This is a genomic window from Neobacillus sp. NRS-1170 (assembly GCF_050468025.1).
The window spans coordinates 44,243-61,815 of the sequence record NZ_JBITPF010000035.1; the positions used below are offsets into that span (position 1 = coordinate 44,243).

Consider the following 17,573-nt stretch of genomic DNA (forward strand, 5'->3'; position numbering starts at 1 on the left):
AATAAACTATGAGAATTTTTAATCCTGTTGGTGAAGAAAAAAGAGTTAAATCGTCGTTAGTCCCACGATTGCACACCTTAAATGGAAAGAAGATTGCCTTATTAGGTAACATCAAGCTGAATGCAAAAGAACTTTTGGTTAGGACTGGAGAGTTACTAAAGGAAAAAGAAAACGTATTAAAAGTAAGACTTTATGAAAAAGATAGTCCGAGCTTTGGAGCACCAGAAAGTATGCTTTCTGAAATCGCTGCAAATTTTGATGCCGCAGTCGTAGCGTTGGGTGATTGAGGGTCATGTACATCGTGGTGTATCCACGATAGCATGGAATTGGAAAAAAGAGGTTTGCCGACCGTTACCTTTGTTTCAGAGGTATTTATCGATTTGGCAGTATATGAATCGGAGGCCAAAGGTTTTAAAGGAATTCCAATTGCGGAAGTTCCCTTTCCGATGGGCAGTGTAAGTGAAAAAGAGGCTTACATACGTGCCGAGGCAGTTTTTGCTTCAATTATTAGTGGATTGACAATTGACCCAATTGTTGACGATCAACTTCAGGCGGAAGATGAAGGGGATCACCTTCTTTTTATTTCTGAGGATTTTGATAGCGTAAATGATTATTTTCTTCAGCAAGGCTGGACAGATGGTCTGCCTATTGTACCGCCGACTGAAGAGCGAGTAAGAAAAATGCTTGCTTTAAGTATGCTCGACCCAAATGAAGTACTTGGGTTTATGGGGCCGCGCTGGCGGAAAGTTACCGTGGAAAAAGTGGCTGTGAATGCTGTAATGGCTGGATGTGCTCCAGAGTATTTTCCGCTGCTGTTAGCTGCTGTAGAAGCGATGTTGGAACCTGCTTTCAATTTATATGGGGTACAGGCTACCACGAATCCTGCAGGTCCGATGTTAATCATCAATGGACCGGTTGTAAAAAAACTGGATATTAATGCGGGTATCGGTTTGTTTGGGCCAGGTTGGAGAGCAAATTCCACAATTGGCAGAGCAGTTCGATTAATGCTTTATAACCTTGGCGGTGGACGTCCAGGGATCGGGGATATGTCTACTTTAGGGAATCCTGTCAAATATTCCGCCTGCTATGGGGAATTAGAAGAAAAAAGTCCATGGGAACCGTTGCATGTTGAATTAGGTTTTGCTGTAGAGGAAAGCACAGTAACGGTTGTATCCGGTACTGCCCCGCTAAATGTCATTTATCTGGGGGATAGTGGAGAAATACTGCTCGATTACTTGGCAAAAGCAATGACAACAAAAGGGAGCAATTTCTGGTTGTTTGATATGCAGCCTGTCGTTGTTATATCCCCTGTTCATGCACAAATCCTGGAGCGGGATGGATTCGATAAACAAAGTATAAAGCAAGATTTGTATAAAAGGGCACAAGTCCCTGTATCGAATTATGATCGAACCACAAGAAAAACAGTCTTAGAATTGAAGCCTAAATACCTAGTTAAAGAGAATGGCGAGGAATTCCTAAAAATTGCACAAAGACCTGAAGATATCATGATATTCGTTGCTGGCGGTGATGGCGAGCATAGTGCAGTTATTGGAACTTTTCATACCTCTAGGGCAATCACTAGAAAAATAGACACTTCAATTTTCTAATAATTAAGGGGGTCCTTATTCTGCGCACCACTAGATATTCTTGGATTATATTAATCTTTCTTGTTACTGCTGGTATGATCAACCAAATAGATAAAGTTGTCATTGGGCTGGTTTCCGTTCCTCTGATGAAGGAGCTGCATTTAAGTCCATCACAGTGGGGAATTGTCGGAAGCTCGTTCTTTTGGTTCTTTATCCTATCCTCGATTATTCTCGGAGGAATGGCTGATACAAAAAATACAAAAAAAATATTTGCTTGGATGACACTGACATGGCTGGCCGTTCAATTCGTCACACCTGTTGTTTCTAGTCTGTCCCTCTTGGTGATGACAAGAATGATTTTGGGAGCAGGTGAAGGTCCAACTTCTGCAGTATCAGCAGCTATTGTCGGAAAATGGTTCCCAAAACAAAGACATGGTATTGGTGCTAGTGCTATTCTGTTTGGGGCAACAATCGGGCCTGCAATCGCGTCACCCTTATTAATCTCTATAATTGATCGATATGGCTGGAAATCCGCTTTTATCTCAATGGGTATTATAGGTCTGATTTGGTTAGTTTTTTGGCTGATTTTGGGTAAGGAAAGACCCCAAGAAATGGGGCTTTCCTCCATCCCTCAAGAGGCACTGCAGTCATCCACCCTTCCTAAGGTTTCTTGGAGACAGTTTCTTCCACATGTTTTTACTAGAAATTTTATTTTTATTGTTTTGTGCGGCGGCTGTGCCTATTGGATAGCCACCATTCTAGCGTTTTGGTATCCAGCCTATTTTTCCACAGTTAAGCATTTTAATGGTCAAACCTTAAAACTAGCAGTCTCATTACCCTTCCTATTTGCTGCTATTTGCCAAGTGGGCTTCGCCCTCGTTTCCGATTGGCTTTATCGCAAAACTGGCGATATTCGAAAAGCACGAGTAAATCTTGCAGGCTTAACGATGCTGCTATCCGCTATTTGTCTATACTTTGGCAGTGTCATAAATTCGAGTGTTCCCTCTATTGTGTTCTTTACACTTGCTCCAGGTTTGGGGATTGTTATACTCTCTTTAGCACCTGCCATGTTGATGGAGTTTTTTTCTCCCGAAAACATCGGAAAAGCCCAAGGGACCTATATTGCGCTTTCAAATTTCGCAAGTGTGATTGCCCCCCTAGTATTCGGCTACTTCATCCAATATGCTGCAAATGAGGCCATGGGATATCGTTATGCGTTTTAATGCTCTTCCTTGATTATGGTAATTTTCGGCATCTTGTTTTGGGTTGGAGTAAGGGCTGTTAAGCAAACGCAAACATCGATAAAAGCGGAAGAAGAAGCGAGTATTTAAGATTCCTATTTTCTAAAGGAGTGAAATTTATGATGAAAAAAGTAATAGAAGCATTACAACCTTTGAAAGAGGCTTTAAATGCTGATGGAACAGATTTGAAGATCGAAGCCTCAGAAAGGAATATTAAGCTGGAAATCATCGTGACCGAAAAAACATGTGTAGAATGCTTATTGCCTGAAAAATTAATCACCAATATCATCCAGAAAAAATTAGCGGATAGCGGCATCACGTACGACTCATTCGAACTCATTTACCCTGAGGTAGGATAAAGGAGGTATGAAAGATGGATGCGTTAACGGGAATTCGCGTACTTGATTTAACCAGACTGCTTCCGGGCCCTTATTGCACACAGCTCCTGGGGGATTTAGGTGCTGAAATTATTAAAGTGGAGGAAAAGGGGAGCGGCGATTACATTCGTGAATTAAATCCTGGTACTTTCTATGCAGTAAATCGGAACAAGAAAAGTTTGACATTAGATTTGAAACAGGAAGTTGGACGTCAAATATTACTGGATCTTGCAGCCAATAGTGATGTCGTGATTGAGAGCTTCCGCCCTGGGGTAGTGGAGCGATTGGGTATCGATTATCAATCTGTAAAGAAAGTGAATCCAGGCATCGTCTACTGCTCGATTTCTGGGTATGGGCAGGATGGTCCTTACCGCCTTGAACCGGCACATGATCTTAACTGCCTTGCCATGTCTGGGGCACTGAGCATCCCGGGTCAGCTTGGGTATCCACCGGTTCGAAGCGGCCTTCCTGTGGCGGATTTAGCCACATCGATGTTTGCAGCCTTCAGCATTGTCTCGGCCTTGCTGTTTAATCGAGAAACCGGAAAAGGGCAATACATTGACGTTTCGATGTCTGATTCCGTGTTCGCTTGGTCAAGCACTCGTTTTGGCAGTTACTTCCTTGATGGCCATCTGCCTGAAACGGATGATGCTCATCACCTGCATGCCACAAATGAAGTCTATACGGCAAATGACGGAAAGAGATTAGCCATTGCTGCCATCGAAGATCAATTTTGGCAGGGATTATGTCACAGTATTGATCGGGTTGATCTCCTTACCAACCCCGATTTTACGAGCGTAGAATTGAGATTGATGCACAAGCAAGCTTTACGATCCCTGTTGCAGGAGACATTCCTTCGTCATTCTCGGGATGAATGGATTGACTTGCTCAAAACCAACAAGGTTCCAGCTACTCCGGTAAACGATATTATGGAAGCAAGTGCTGACCCTCAATTGAAGGCAAGAAGCATGATCCAAAGTGTTTTTGTCCCACAGCTAAACAGAGATATCCAACAGGCCGCTTTTCCTGCGAAATTGTCCGAGACACCGGCAGTAATTAAGAATCCGCCGCCGGAAGTAGGAGAGCATACTTATGAGATTTTGAATACGATTTTAAAACTCAAAGAGAATCAAATTGCTCACATGGAACAAATAGGAGTGATTTAGGTCAGAGTAAATACCGGGTTAAATGAGGAGATGGTTGAATGTCAGACATCTTGTTTCAAAAAGAAGGGAATATTGCTGTCATATCGTTAAATCGACCGGAGGTGATGAATGCATTTACCCATGAAATGATCAAACAATGGGCAGATGCGCTCGAAGAATACCGTAAGGATGATTCTATTGATGTTGTGGTATTAACGGGGGCAGGTAAAAAAGGCTTTTGCACCGGGGTGGATTTAAAAGATCTGGACCTGGGACAGCCCAATGCTTTAGTTCGCAAAAACGATTTGTGGGAAGGTGTCCATCGTATTGCGCTGACGCTGGAGAATCTCGACAAGCCGATGATCTGTGCGGTTAATGGTACAGCAGTCGGGGCGGGCATGGACATGGCGCTCATGTGTGACATCCGGTTTGCTTCTGAAAACGCCCGTTTTTCAGAAGGATACATCAAGGTGGGACTTGTTCCTGGAGATGGTGGTGCCTACTACCTTCCTCGAATCGTTGGGATGGCAAAGGCACTGGAATTGCTGTGGACAGGAGATTTCGTCCATGCCCAGGAAGCGAAGGAACTAGGTATCGTCAATCAGGTGTACAGTCCTGAGGAACTGCTGCCGAAAACAATGGAATTTGCAGAACGTCTTGCAAAATCCCCGAAGATTGCCCTCCGCATGATCAAGCGTGCGGCTTACCAGTCTGCTAACATTGATTTGCGGACATCACTTGATTTGATTTCCTCACACTTTTCCATTGTGAGGGATTCTGAGGATCATAAACAGGCCGTGGCAGCCATGCTGGACAAGAGCAGGAGGAGGGAATGATCCATCATTCTATTATTATCGGTACGGGGCCGGCGGCGGTGACTCAGCGATGGAAGAAGCTATTTTCCTGACTAAGTTTGCAGCTGAAGTTTGTGTGGTGCATCGCAGAAATAAGTTGCGGGCGTCTAAAATCATGCAAACACGTGCGGAAAAAAATCCAAGGATTAGATGGAAACTAAATTGTACTCCGTTAGAAGTGATGGCAGATGATAAGGTTACAGGGTTGAAAGTTTTAAATAATGATACTAGAACAGAGGAACTCATCGACACAGATGGAATTTTTGTGGCAATCGGTCACCAACCAAACACTGCCTTTTTAAATGGACAGATTGAAACGGATGAAACAGGGTACATCAAAGTAAAGCCGGGAACTACAGAAACCAGTATCCCGGGGGTTTTTGCCTGCGGAGATGTTCAAGACCATTATTACCGCCAAGCCATTTCTGCGGCAGGGTCAGGCTGTATGGCTGCTTTGGAATGTGAAAGGTTCATTGAAGGGAATGCTATGGGATGAGCCCATATCAAAGCTTGGAGTTAGACTTGAGCACATACTCGTCCATGAACCATATCTTCCATTCATATTTAATCACGGTTTATTTATAGATTTATTTTTATAGGTATGAGTCTCCAAACTTTATGGAGACTCTTTGATTATTTGTCAGGGGGAAAGAATGATGATTTTAACTAAAGGATTGATTTATACTGCAAAAATTAGGCCTTCCCATACAGCCATATTAGAAAATGGGCACGCGTTTACGTATAGCCAGCTTGCCGAGCGAACAGCAAGGTTAAAAAAAGTATTAAAAGAAATGGGTGTCCGAAAAGGGGACCGGGTTGGACTCTTAATGCTCAATAATTTCCGTTACATAGAAATTTTTTTCGCATGTACAGCGATAGGAGCTATTTACGTACCACTAAATTACCGTTTTTCTATAGATGAACTCGAATATGTGATGAATGATTCAGGAATAAAGGTATTGTTTTTACATCGAGAATTTTTGCCGTTGGTTCAGTCATTAGGTGTAAATACGCCTTCAATTGAAAAGTATATTTTGGCAGAAGATATGGAAATCGAGTCAGAACTGGTTTCCTATGAAAATATGATCGCAAAGGAAAATGGAACTTCATTTGAACTTGATTATGATGATGTGACTGAAGAAGACCTGGCAGGTATTTTCTATACGGGAGGAACGACTGGCCGTTCCAAAGGTGTCATGTTCACTCACAGGAATATTTTTAGTAATTACTTTCAAACCATCAATCATGTTGGATTTACCCATGAGACAAACTTTTTGCACAGTGCTCCGATGTTTCACCTTGCGACTGGTGCCTCTGCTATCAATCTAGTAATGGTTGGAGGAACACAAACTATTATTAGGAGTTTCACTCCAAAAATATTTTTTGAAACAGTAGAAACATTTAAAGTGACCATGGCCATGCTGGTTCCTACCATGCTCAATATGGTTTTAAACGATCTAGGGTTTCATCAGCATGATATCAGCTCATTAAATCGAATTGGTTATGGTGCTTCTCCAATGTCACTTGCCTTATTACAAAAAGCGATGAGAATGCTGCCTGATGTTCAATTTGCACAAGGATTTGGCATGACGGAAGCCTGCGGGGTCGCGTATTTAAGCTATGAGGATCATAAGTTGTTTGCAAATGAAAAAGACGAAAGAAAATTAAGGTCTTGTGGCCGAGCCATTCTAGGAGTCGAGCTAAAGGTAGTAGATGAAAATGGTAATTCTATGAAGACTGGTCAAATAGGTGAAATAGTAATAAAGGGCCGAAATATTATGAAAGGCTATTGGAAATTACCTGAAGAGACCGCAAAAGTTATAAAGGACGGCTGGTATCATACAGGTGACATGGCCACAATTGATGATGATCATTACATTTATATTGTTGACAGAAAGAAAGACATGATCATTTCCGGCGGTGAGAATGTGTATTCCCAAGAAGTCGAAGATGTCATCTACAAACTTCCGGATGTTCTGGAGACAGCGCTAATAGGGATACCCGATGAAAAGTGGGGTGAGGCGGTCACGGCCATTGTTGTCAAAAAGGCGAATAGCACACTTACGGAAAAAGAGATAATTGAATTCATAAGACCAAGATTGGCAAATTACAAAGTTCCTAAATTTGTTAAGTTTGTAGATGAACTTCCGAAAACTGCCTCAGGAAAGATTTTAAAACGGACCTTACGTGAGCAATATTGGCAAGGAAGCTCACGTATGGTGAACTAGAAGCTTTTGAAAGAGGGGGAATGGTCTTGAAATGTATCTATATGTAGACGCTTTTGTTTTTATTAGTGTTTACATATGGATACACTCCTCCGTTTATGGTCCAAAATATCCTGTATTTTAAGAGGGGATTTTTTTGGCATGGTTCTTGCATAAATAATACGCGTAGTATCATTATTTTGATTTGGAAAACTTTATAGCAGGTGTTGGTGAAGGGGTGAATGTGGACAAGAATTTGCGTTTAATCAATCTAGTGATATTGTCTTTACTTCATTTGGCGGAATCTGTGGCATTAGTGTGGGAAGAAGTTTGGGGAAAGAATAGTCTGTATGCTATAGGGAACCACAACATGAAATAAACAGCTTTCTACAGATTTAAACAATTGGATGTATTTTAATTTGAATGTTCGGAATATTTTCTGTTATTACTATTTTCTTTCAAAGCATAATTTAAATTTACTAGAAATGGATGGTTGAAGAATGATTGTAACAAAGTTATTAATTCGCAATATTAAAATAAATCCAACCCAAACGGCTATTTTAGAAGATGAAAATAAATTTTCTTATCTTGAGTTCGGTGAACGGGTAGCAAAACTAAAGATAGCGTTAGTAGAAATGGGTGTCCAAAAAGGGGATCGAGTGGGACTATTAATGCTAAATGATTTCCGGGTAATGGAAATCTTCTACGCCTGTACAGCAATTGGAGCAATCCATGTCCCTCTTAATTTCCGTTATTCTACAGAGGAACTTGAATTTGTACTAAATGATAGCGGTATCAAATTTTTATTTTTACACAAGGAGTATAGTAATCTAGTTCCTTTACTGCGTGAAAAGACTCCGTGTGTGCAGCAATATATTTTGGCGGAAAATCATTCAATTAATTCAGAACTTAAAAACTATGAAAATCTCATTAAAAATCAGTGTGCAACAGCACATGAACTTCATTTCGATGGTGTTCAGGAAAACGATGTGTGCGCACTTTTCTATACAGGCGGAACAACTGGACGAGCTAAAGGCGTCATAATTACTCATCGAAATTTTATGACTTACTTTTATACTACTCACTCGATACAGAATATAACCAAAGAATCAAGGGTGTTGCATACAGCTCCGATGTTTCATCTGGCAGGGTTTGGGCCGGCATTCACGACCCTTGCAACTGGCGGGACCAACACTACCGTGAGAACCTTCACGTTAGATTCTTTAGTAGAATCGATTAAAAAATATCAGCTGACTTTCGTATTGATGGTTCCTACCATGGTCAATATGATCATAAATGATCCAAAATTAAATATTGATGATTTAAGCTCACTAAGAAAAATTCAATATGGCGGTTCCCCAATGCCCCTTGATTTATTGCAAAAAACGATGGAATTGCTTCCTAATGTTGAGTTTCAACAAGGGTATGGAATGACAGAAGCGGCGCCAGCACTGACGATTTTAAACCATGAACATCATATCGTCGACGGTACGGAAAAGAGTATCAGAAGATTGAGATCGGCAGGACAAGTAGTTTACGGAGTGGAGCTTCGAATCGTAGACGAAAATGGGAAGGATGTAGGTCCTGAACAGGTTGGGGAAGTGATTTTCCGAGGTCCAAATATGACAAGTGGCTATTGGAATTTACCAGAAGAAACTGCTGCATCGATAAAAGATGGCTGGTTTCACACAGGTGATATGGCCATGATGGATGAAAATCATTTTATCTACATTGTCGATCGGAAAAAGGACATGATTATCACAGGCGGGGAAAATGTGTATTCCACTGAAGTGGAAAACGTACTCCATAAACATCCGGATGTATTAGAGGCTACAGTAATCGGTGTACCCGATGAGAAGTGGGGAGAAGCGGTTAAGGCGATTATCGTCAGAAAACCGGGATCTGCCGTAATAGAAAATGAGATTATCCAATTCGCAAGAGCTAGTTTATCAGGATTTAAATTACCGAAATCGATTGACTTTAGAGATGAGCTTCCTAAATCTACAGCCGGGAAAATATTGAAACGTAAATTGAAGGAAGAGTACTGGAATGGGACTTGGCGCCTTGTGAATTAGTCCAAGGTCAAATAAATAAAAAAGAATGAAGCTTTGCTTCTTTTTATTAGACAATGGAGGAAATAAAAAATGACAAAAAAGAAAGTAATCGAAGAGAATATTTCAAGTAAAGAATTATTATGGAAACATGCTTTTCAACAAGTGGATTCTTGGATTGAACGTGAAAATAGTCGTGAGGAAATTCTTCTTAAATCAGCAAAGCAGTTGGCGAAAAATGTAAAACAAAATCAAAATAACTTAATTGAAATCACACAACAATTTTCTAAAGAACTTCGCCATCTGGAAAAAACTTCAAGAGTAGAAGTATTAACTTCTACAACGGGCTTACAAGCATTAGTTCCCTTTAAATCCTATGAAGAAATTAATGATAGCTTTGATCATCTATGGAATAAAGCATCAGAATTCATAAACACTCCTTTTGAGAAATTAATGAATGTTAGTAATCCAGAAAATATTATTAACGGGTTAGAAAAATATATTGAATTCAGACGAAACAATAGAAATCTTTTTGTAAATAACATAAAAGGTACAGCAAATAGTATCCAATCTCACCAATTGGAACTCTTAAACACAGTGAGAAACCAAATAAAAAATGTGATCTTTCCATTCCATAGATATTTGGAACGGTCTACCAAGCTAGTATAATCACAAACACGAGGAGATATATATATGTTAACCAAAATCTTAAGTAATCATGGACCTGAAATCTATGATTTTGAAAAAGAGAAGCAGCGCTGGCAGGGATTTTTAAAGATTGTACATCAACCCAAGCCAAATTTTAATAATACGCCCAAGCAAGCAGTTTGGAAAAAAAATAAAGCAACACTATGGCATTATCCAGCAGTTGAAAAGAAATACAATATTCCAATCTTTTTTATTCCCTCGCTTATCGGAAAACCACATGTTTTTGATCTGGCACCAGGAACGAGTGTATTTGGGAATTTTGTAAATTCGGGTTACGATGTATATTTTTTAGACTTAGGTGTTCCTGGGTATGAAGATAAAGATATTAATATTGAAGATTACATTGAAGATTACATTAAAAAAGCAGTGCGTCGCACTTTACGACATTCAGGTGCAGATGAAATTTCAGTAGTAGGGTATTGTTTTGGGGGAATTCTAGCCTCTATTTACGCTTCCATTGCAGAGGAACCAATTAAAAACTTGGTGCTCATTACTGTTCCCCTTGATTTTGGCGTAACTATTTTACCAGAAGCATGGATGGATGCGATAAAAAATGATTCATTAAATTTGGATCGAATGATAGATGTCTATGGGTTAATTCCTGCAGACTATATCGACAAAATGTTTAAATCCTGTATGGGTCAATACGTAATACTTAGTCCATATGCAGCGCTGTTAAATCGTGCACATGATAAACGGTTTGTAGAAAAATGGCATCGAATTAATTATTGGACAAATGACCAGATTCCAATGTCTGGTGAAGCTCTACGTCAATTAAATAATGATTTTATTAAAGAAAATAAGCTGATAAGAGGCGAGTTTTCTGTTCGTGGAAAAAAAGCCAATCTAAAAAATATCAATGCAAGCTTATTAGTTGTTTCGGCAAAAAATGATACCATCGTCCTTGAAGAACAAAGCAGACCAATCATGGATCTGGTTTCAAGCGAAGATAAAACATATCAACTTGTTGAGGGAGGACATACTAATTTAGCGATCTCTGGTAAATTAGCTCATATTATTTCCCCTTGGCTGAGTCATCGTTCAGAATGATTGTATAAAAGAAGAATGATTGTTGGAAGAAAGTTTCTTTCACAATAACAAAAAGGAGGAGGGCAATAGCCTTGCTCCTTTTTGTTGTCCGAAATTGGAGACGAGTTGTGTTGTTGTATACATCGATGTCTTTCATTGGATACAACTTGAAGATACAAAATGACCAAGTGTAAGTGATGATGAATTTTTTATTTTTGGCATGATAATTGCAAATATATAGATGATTTAAAATTTTATAAATTTTATAAAAGGAGGGACTAGACTATGTCAACTGCATCAACAAATAAACCATCGATGGATTTTTTTAAGAAAAAGAATAAATTTTACACCCAAGAGCATGAAATGTTTCGTACATCGCTTCAAAAATTTCTTGAAAAAGAGGCTGTTCCATATTTTGAACAGTGGGAAGAAGAAGGAATCGTACCACGAGAATTCTATTACAAATTAGGGGAACAAGGATTTCTTTGCCCGCAAGTGGATCCAAAGTATGGCGGACTGGGACTTGATTTTGGTTTTAATTTTGTTTTGATGGAGGAACTGCTTCGAGTTGGCGGAGGCCTTGGGGGAGCAGCCTTACATAACGGTATCGTAGTGCCTTATTTAGAACATTTTGGTTCAGAGGAATTGAAACAGAAGTATTTGCCAAAATGTGTTTCTGGGGAAATCATTACTGCAGTAGCCATGACAGAACCAGGTTCAGGGTCCGATTTGGCTAGCATGTCTACTAGAGCCGTAAAAGATGGAGACCACTATATCATCAATGGAGCAAAAACCTTTATTACCAATGGTTTTAACGCTGAGTTAATTTTCCTGGCTGTTAAAACAGATCCCAATGCAGTACCAGCTCACAAAGGAATTAGTATTATTTTAGTTGATACTGATACCCCCGGGTTTTCCCGTGGACGCAAGTTGAAAAAATTGGGGAGACATAGTCAGGATACGGCTGAATTAATCTTTGAAGATGTACGGGTGCCGGTTTCTAATTTATTGGGAGAAGAAGGAAAGGGCTTCTATTATTTGATGAATAAATTACGGCAGGAACGATTAATGGTTGCGGGCTCAGCTGTAACTGTAGCTGAAGAGATGTTGAAGCAGACGATAAACTATGTGAAAGAAAGAAAAGCATTTGGAAAACCCATTAGTTCCTTTCAAAATACCCAATTTGAAATCGCGGAAATGGCTACGGAAATATCATTAGCCCGAACATTTGTCGAGGATCTATCCATTCGTCATTTTAAGGATGAGCCTGTTGATACGGAAGTAGCAATGGCCAAATGGTGGATTACCGATATGACAAGACGAATGTCCGCTCGCTGCTTACAGCTCCATGGCGGCTATGGATTCATGGAAGAATATGATATCGCTAGGCGTTATCGTGATTCCGCAGTTATGCCAATTGTTGCGGGTTCTAATGAGATTATGAAAACCATTATTGCAAAAAATATGGGCCTTTGATAGGGATATCGATCATTACTATTCTAAATATTTATAATGCAAAGAGGTGTTACAGATGAGTTCATCCAGTGTCAAAGATTTAGTTGGAGTTGAATTTAAACCATATCGTTTTGAAGTAGAAAAAGGTAAAATCCTGGAATTAGTTAAGGCAATAGGTGACCCAAATCCTATTTACCGCAGCCTTGAAGCAGCTCAGCAAGCAGGGTATGAAGGGATTCCGCTCCCGCTTACAGGTTTGCAGCCAATCGATAATTTTGGCGGATATGGCTTTGAGGAAAAAAAGGAAGTACTAAAAGGAATTAATCCTGCAAAAATTCTCCATGGTGAGCAAGAATATGAGTTCCTGGGTGAAATCTATGCGGGTGACACCCTGACTGTTACCAGTAAAGTAGTAGATGTAGTCGTTAAGACAGGTGGCAGTGGCAGCATGGATCTCATTACCTTTGAAAATCAATATACCAATCAATATGGAAAATTAGTTGCCTTTGCAAGAAATACTTTGGTACATCGCCATTAATAATTTGTGATTGAAAGGGGAAATACCATGTTTTTTGAAGAGCTAGAAGAAGGATTTTCGTTTCCAACCATTTATAAAGATGCAATTACTCGTTTACAGCTAGTAAAATTCGCGGGGGCATCTGGTGATTTTAACCCGCTCCATACGATTGAGGAGGTCGGGAAACAAGCAGGAACTGGAATTATCGCCCATGGGATGCTAATTATGGGAATGGCCTCACAGGGAGTCACCACTTGGATTCCGAGAAAATACGTAAATAAAATTTCCGTCCGCTTCCGAAAGATGACACTCCCGGGTGAGGAAATTCAAGTAACTGGAAAAATCCTTGAGAAAAGAGAAGGCAATAGAGTTGTGGGGGAAGTGCTTGCACAAAATGCTTCAGGGGAGGTAAAAGTTGCCGGAATATTCGAAGCGACTCTTCCTTCCAAAGCAGTATAGTTTTTGTACCGTACACAAGAATAGTGCTCGAAATAATAATTAATTGGAGGAATATAAGATGAGTAGTTTACAAAACAAAGTAGCAATCGTAACTGGAGCAGGCCGTGGCATTGGACGCGCAATTGCCCTGACTCTTGCAAAAGAAGGAGCGAAAGTGGTTGTCAATGACTTAGGATCCGAGCCAGATGGTTCTGGCTGTGATGTAGCCGTTTCGGATCTAGTAGTTAAAGAGATTCAAGATTTCGGCGGGGAAGCGGTTGCCAGCCATGATTCCATTACCGAATTTGCAAATGGTGAAAAAATTGTTAACGCAGCGATTGAAAGTTTTGGAAAACTGGATATTGTTGTCAATAACGCTGGAATTTTGAGAGATCGAATGCTCTTCAAAATGTCAGAGGAAGAATGGGATGCTGTGATTGCTGTTCATTTAAAAGGTTCGTTTAACATTACAAGAGCTGCGGTTCCTCATTTTAAGGAACAAAAAAGCGGGAGATTCATTAACTTTGTTTCTACTGCAGGATTGATTGGAAATCTTGGACAAGCCAATTACGCAGCAGCAAAGTTAGGTATTTTAGGACTTACAAAATCAACAGCAATGGATATGGCACGCTATAATGTAACCGCTAACGCCATTGCACCGTGGGCTTGGAGCAGATTGATCGGAACAGTTCCAACTGAGAATGATCACCAAAGAAAGGCAGTTGAAAAGATGAAAAAAATGTCTCCTGATTATATTGCTACACTGGCAGCCTATTTGGCATCTGATGACGCGGCTGACGTATCAAATCAAATTTTTGGTGTAAGAGGGAAAGAAATTATTCTATTCTCACAACCGCGTCCTGTCCGTACAGCTTACAATCCAGAAGGGTGGACTGTAGAAGGCTTGTCTACCTTAAAGGATTCCTTTAAAGCGAGCTTTACTCCACTAGAAACAAGTTCGGAAGTGTTCCCATATGAGCCATTAGTGTAAATTCTAATATAACAGGGGGAAGGAAGCTGACTCCCTTCCCCTTCCCCTTGTTATAAAGGTATAGAGGAGTAGATTTAATGAATCGAAATTGGAAATCTTTATACCCAGAAGCGTTCTCCTATGAAATCGAAATTCCAAATTGGTCAGTTTTCCAATTTTCTTATTATGCAATCCAGCGTTTAGGTGGAATTGTGGTACCAACCAATCCAATGTTTCAGGTTATGGAGTTAGATCATATTTTACGGAGTTCTGAGGCGAAGTGGATTATTTGTCATCAAGAACAGAAACAAATGCTAGAAAAAATACAGCTTCTGGATAACCTCACCGTTATTTTTGCTACTGGTTCCAAGGACCAAGGAGAGCACCTATTTCAATGGATTGTGGAAGGGGAGGGAGAAATTCCACCGATGGATTTTGACCCAAAGGAGAGAATTTCTGTCCTTCAGTATACAGGGGGAACAACGGGGTTTCCAAAAGGTGCTATGATTACTCATTACAATAAAATTGTAAATACATTTCAATATGCTGAGTTGGTAAAAGGAATTCTGGAGCCAGGAAATGAGCGGGTGTTAGGGACCTCTCCCGTCTATCATGCCATGGGCTTAGGGGCTTTGAATCGATCCGTATATTTTGCAACTACCTATATTGCCATTCCCAACTTTAAGGCGACCCAGGCTTTAGATTTGATAAGGAAATATAGACCGACTGTGTATACAGGAAGTCCCACGATGTTTATTGGCTTGTTACGCAATCCGGACCTTAAAGATGACGATTTAACCTGTATTAAATTAGGAGCTTCTGGTGCTGCTCCTATGCCAGTGGAAGTGATTAACGAATTCGAGAAGAAGTCTGGAGCCTTCGTTATAGAAGCGTATGGGATGACGGAAGCTACTGCTTTTGCGGCTGCCATCCAGGATCCAAGAAATAGACAAGCTGGAAGTGTAGGATTGCCTTCCCCTCTAACGGATATAAAAATTGTTGATCTCACAAGCCGAGAAACGGATTTACCGCCCGGAAAATCTGGGGAAGTGGCCATTAAGGGACCGCAGATTATGAAGGGATACTGGAAACAACCATCAGAAACAGCCGATGCTATTCGGGAAGGATGGTTTTATACGGGTGATATCGGCATGATGGATAAAAATGGCCTTTTGTACATCAATGGACGTGTAAAAGAAATGATCATCTCAGGCGGCTTTAATATCTATCCGGCGGAGGTGGAACAGGTAATGTACCAGCATCCTGCCCTGCAGGAAGTATGTGTGTATGGGGTGCCAGATGGAGTTCGTGGTGAAAATGTAAAGGCGGTTATCGTCTTAAAAGAGGGTGAACATGTTTCAACAGAAGAAATAATCGAGTGGTGCTGTGTAAGAATCACACGTTATAAGGTTCCCCGTATTATCGAATTTAGAGAGGAATTACCGAAAACCCAAGTAGGGAAAATTCTACGCCGTAAATTGATTGAAGAAGATCATAAGAGGTCAGCAGCGGCCTTGATGAACTCTAAAGGAACATAAAAGATGGATAAAAAAATTTTTTGAGGCAATTTTGAAATGAGACAAAGGAGGGATTGTTATGAAAGGAATTCTTTCATACGGAGCCTATATACCCTATAACCGATTACAACGACAAAAAATTAAAGAATTCTTTGGCTCCTCGGGGGCTGGCGGTGAACGTGCTGTAGCAGGCTTTGACGAGGACAGTGTGTCGATGGGGGTAGAGGCTGCATTAGATTGTTTATCTGGATTAAATGAGAAGAATGTTCAAGCGCTTTATTTTGCTACTACAAGTGCCCCCTACAAGGAAAAGTCATCTATTCCTACCATTTCAAGAGCGCTTAATCTAAAAAACAACTTGCATAGATTAGAATCTGCTCATTCATTAAATGGAGGCACTTCCGCTATTCTGTCCGCTCAAGAAAATGAAAAAACGCTTGTCATCGCTTCCGATATTCGAATTGGGGGGCCAAGCGGTCAGAATGAACAATTTTTCGGGGATGGTGCGGCAGCCTTCTTGGTAGGAAGTGGTGATCAGACAATAGCTGATATCGTTGGAACAGCAAGCTATCAGGAGGAATTAGTATCTGAATGGCGTTCTCAACAGGATCCTTTTACGCAAAACTGGGAAGAGCGGTTTGGACTAACTATCTTTATGAACCATGTCTTGAAAGCGATATCTGAATTTGCGGAAAACCATGACATTTCTCCAAATTCGATTTCAAAAGCAATCATTTCCGGGCCTGGGAAAAAAGCGAGTCTGCAATTAGCAGGTAGATTAGGGCTCCAGAAAGAACAAATTCAAGATCCACTGTATGATCAAGTTGGTGCTGCGGGCTGCGCACATGCACCGATGATGCTGGTATCAGCACTTGAAGCGGCAAAACCAAAAGATCGAATTCTAGTAATCGATTTTGCAGATGGAGTAAATATCATTCTCCTTGAAGTAACTGAGGCCATTACCCATTTACCAAAACGCAAAGGAATTAGCGGTTATAAAGATATTAAAAATAATGAGCTTTCTTACAGCCGCTATTTGAAATGGCGGGGATTGCTTAATGTCGAACCGGCACGCAGACCTGCTGCATCCCGACCATCTGCTCCCGCGATGTTTCGAAATTATGAGCAGAATCTCAGTTTTATAGGTTCTAAATGTTCGAAGTGCGGAACTCCGCAATTCCCAAAGCAGCGTGTCTGTATAGAATGCCAGACATTGGATCAAATGGAGCCATATCCGTTTATCGATAAACATGCTGGAATTGTTACTTTCGCGGTTGATTATCTTGCCGCAACACCAGCTCCGCCAGCGATGATGGCTGTCATTGATTTTGAAGGAGGCGGACGAATCTTTAGTGAACTGACAGATTGTGACCCTAAAGAAATTGAAATTGGAATGGGAGTAGAAATGACCTTCCGCCGTTTATATGAAGCGGGGGGAATCCACAATTACTTCTGGAAAGCACGACCGAAGCGTTAAGGAG

General features: G+C 40.6%; 15 protein-coding genes and 1 pseudogene. All 16 read left to right on the forward strand.

From position 1 onward, the window contains the following. Window positions 1-8 precede the first annotated feature (8 nt). Window positions 9-1,607 carry a UGSC family (seleno)protein gene (locus ACIFOT_RS15810; protein WP_430066153.1) on the forward strand — a complete coding sequence of 533 codons (1,599 nt, stop codon included), beginning with the start codon at window positions 9-11 and terminating at the stop codon, window positions 1,605-1,607. 74 nt (window positions 1,608-1,681) lie between these two features. Continuing rightward, entirely contained in the window at window positions 1,682-2,809 is a 1,128-nt protein-coding gene (locus ACIFOT_RS15815) for an MFS transporter (protein WP_430066155.1), read from the forward strand. 137 nt (window positions 2,810-2,946) lie between these two features. Further along, a complete protein-coding gene (locus tag ACIFOT_RS15820) occupies window positions 2,947-3,186 on the forward strand; it encodes a hypothetical protein (protein ID WP_430066157.1) in 240 nt (79 codons plus the stop codon). A gap of 14 nt (window positions 3,187-3,200) precedes the next feature. Next, a complete protein-coding gene (locus ACIFOT_RS15825; RefSeq protein WP_430066159.1) occupies window positions 3,201-4,370 on the forward strand; it encodes a CaiB/BaiF CoA transferase family protein in 1,170 nt (389 codons plus the stop codon). Window positions 4,371-4,408: 38 nt separating this feature from the next. Next, a complete protein-coding gene (locus ACIFOT_RS15830) occupies window positions 4,409-5,185 on the forward strand; it encodes an enoyl-CoA hydratase/isomerase family protein (protein ID WP_430066161.1) in 777 nt (258 codons plus the stop codon). Window positions 5,186-5,216: 31 nt separating this feature from the next. Beyond that, window positions 5,217-5,699, forward strand: a pseudogene (locus ACIFOT_RS15835) (NAD(P)/FAD-dependent oxidoreductase); the annotation flags it as partial. Window positions 5,700-5,856: 157 nt separating this feature from the next. Beyond that, window positions 5,857-7,431, forward strand: coding sequence for a long-chain-fatty-acid--CoA ligase (locus ACIFOT_RS15840; RefSeq protein WP_430066163.1), 1,575 nt, complete (start codon window positions 5,857-5,859; stop codon window positions 7,429-7,431). A 476-nt stretch (window positions 7,432-7,907) separates the two neighbouring features. Continuing rightward, on the forward strand, window positions 7,908-9,482 hold the full coding sequence (locus tag ACIFOT_RS15845) for a long-chain-fatty-acid--CoA ligase (protein WP_430066165.1): 1,575 nt from the start codon (window positions 7,908-7,910) through the stop codon (window positions 9,480-9,482). Between the two features lie 69 nt (window positions 9,483-9,551). Beyond that, window positions 9,552-10,127 (forward strand): hypothetical protein, encoded by a 576-nt coding sequence (locus ACIFOT_RS15850; protein WP_430066166.1) that lies wholly within the window; start codon window positions 9,552-9,554, stop codon window positions 10,125-10,127. Window positions 10,128-10,151: 24 nt separating this feature from the next. Then, complete coding sequence (locus ACIFOT_RS15855; RefSeq protein ID WP_430066168.1) at window positions 10,152-11,216, forward strand: alpha/beta fold hydrolase; 1,065 nt, start codon at window positions 10,152-10,154, stop codon at window positions 11,214-11,216. 264 nt (window positions 11,217-11,480) lie between these two features. Next, entirely contained in the window at window positions 11,481-12,671 is a 1,191-nt protein-coding gene (locus tag ACIFOT_RS15860; RefSeq protein ID WP_430066170.1) for an acyl-CoA dehydrogenase family protein, read from the forward strand. Window positions 12,672-12,726: 55 nt separating this feature from the next. Continuing rightward, entirely contained in the window at window positions 12,727-13,188 is a 462-nt protein-coding gene (locus ACIFOT_RS15865; RefSeq protein ID WP_430066172.1) for an FAS1-like dehydratase domain-containing protein, read from the forward strand. Between the two features lie 27 nt (window positions 13,189-13,215). Beyond that, window positions 13,216-13,626, forward strand: a complete 411-nt coding sequence (locus ACIFOT_RS15870) for a MaoC/PaaZ C-terminal domain-containing protein (RefSeq protein ID WP_430066174.1) — start codon at window positions 13,216-13,218, stop codon at window positions 13,624-13,626. A gap of 58 nt (window positions 13,627-13,684) precedes the next feature. Beyond that, on the forward strand, window positions 13,685-14,596 hold the full coding sequence (locus ACIFOT_RS15875) for an SDR family NAD(P)-dependent oxidoreductase (RefSeq protein ID WP_430066176.1): 912 nt from the start codon (window positions 13,685-13,687) through the stop codon (window positions 14,594-14,596). A gap of 77 nt (window positions 14,597-14,673) precedes the next feature. Then, complete coding sequence (locus ACIFOT_RS15880; RefSeq protein ID WP_430066178.1) at window positions 14,674-16,113, forward strand: AMP-binding protein; 1,440 nt, start codon at window positions 14,674-14,676, stop codon at window positions 16,111-16,113. Between the two features lie 58 nt (window positions 16,114-16,171). Further along, complete coding sequence (locus tag ACIFOT_RS15885; protein ID WP_430066180.1) at window positions 16,172-17,569, forward strand: OB-fold domain-containing protein; 1,398 nt, start codon at window positions 16,172-16,174, stop codon at window positions 17,567-17,569. Window positions 17,570-17,573 lie beyond the last annotated feature (4 nt).

Coding starts and splice junctions, on each gene's coding strand:
- ACIFOT_RS15815 (WP_430066155.1), top strand. CDS start 1,682: ATGATCAACCAAATAGATAAAGTTGTCATTGGGCTGGTTTCCGTTCCT.
- ACIFOT_RS15820 (WP_430066157.1), top strand. CDS start 2,947: ATGATGAAAAAAGTAATAGAAGCATTACAACCTTTGAAAGAGGCTTTA.
- ACIFOT_RS15825 (WP_430066159.1), top strand. CDS start 3,201: ATGGATGCGTTAACGGGAATTCGCGTACTTGATTTAACCAGACTGCTT.
- ACIFOT_RS15830 (WP_430066161.1), top strand. CDS start 4,409: ATGTCAGACATCTTGTTTCAAAAAGAAGGGAATATTGCTGTCATATCG.
- ACIFOT_RS15840 (WP_430066163.1), top strand. CDS start 5,857: ATGATGATTTTAACTAAAGGATTGATTTATACTGCAAAAATTAGGCCT.
- ACIFOT_RS15845 (WP_430066165.1), top strand. CDS start 7,908: ATGATTGTAACAAAGTTATTAATTCGCAATATTAAAATAAATCCAACC.
- ACIFOT_RS15850 (WP_430066166.1), top strand. CDS start 9,552: ATGACAAAAAAGAAAGTAATCGAAGAGAATATTTCAAGTAAAGAATTA.
- ACIFOT_RS15855 (WP_430066168.1), top strand. CDS start 10,152: ATGTTAACCAAAATCTTAAGTAATCATGGACCTGAAATCTATGATTTT.
- ACIFOT_RS15860 (WP_430066170.1), top strand. CDS start 11,481: ATGTCAACTGCATCAACAAATAAACCATCGATGGATTTTTTTAAGAAA.
- ACIFOT_RS15865 (WP_430066172.1), top strand. CDS start 12,727: ATGAGTTCATCCAGTGTCAAAGATTTAGTTGGAGTTGAATTTAAACCA.
- ACIFOT_RS15870 (WP_430066174.1), top strand. CDS start 13,216: ATGTTTTTTGAAGAGCTAGAAGAAGGATTTTCGTTTCCAACCATTTAT.
- ACIFOT_RS15875 (WP_430066176.1), top strand. CDS start 13,685: ATGAGTAGTTTACAAAACAAAGTAGCAATCGTAACTGGAGCAGGCCGT.
- ACIFOT_RS15880 (WP_430066178.1), top strand. CDS start 14,674: ATGAATCGAAATTGGAAATCTTTATACCCAGAAGCGTTCTCCTATGAA.
- ACIFOT_RS15885 (WP_430066180.1), top strand. CDS start 16,172: ATGAAAGGAATTCTTTCATACGGAGCCTATATACCCTATAACCGATTA.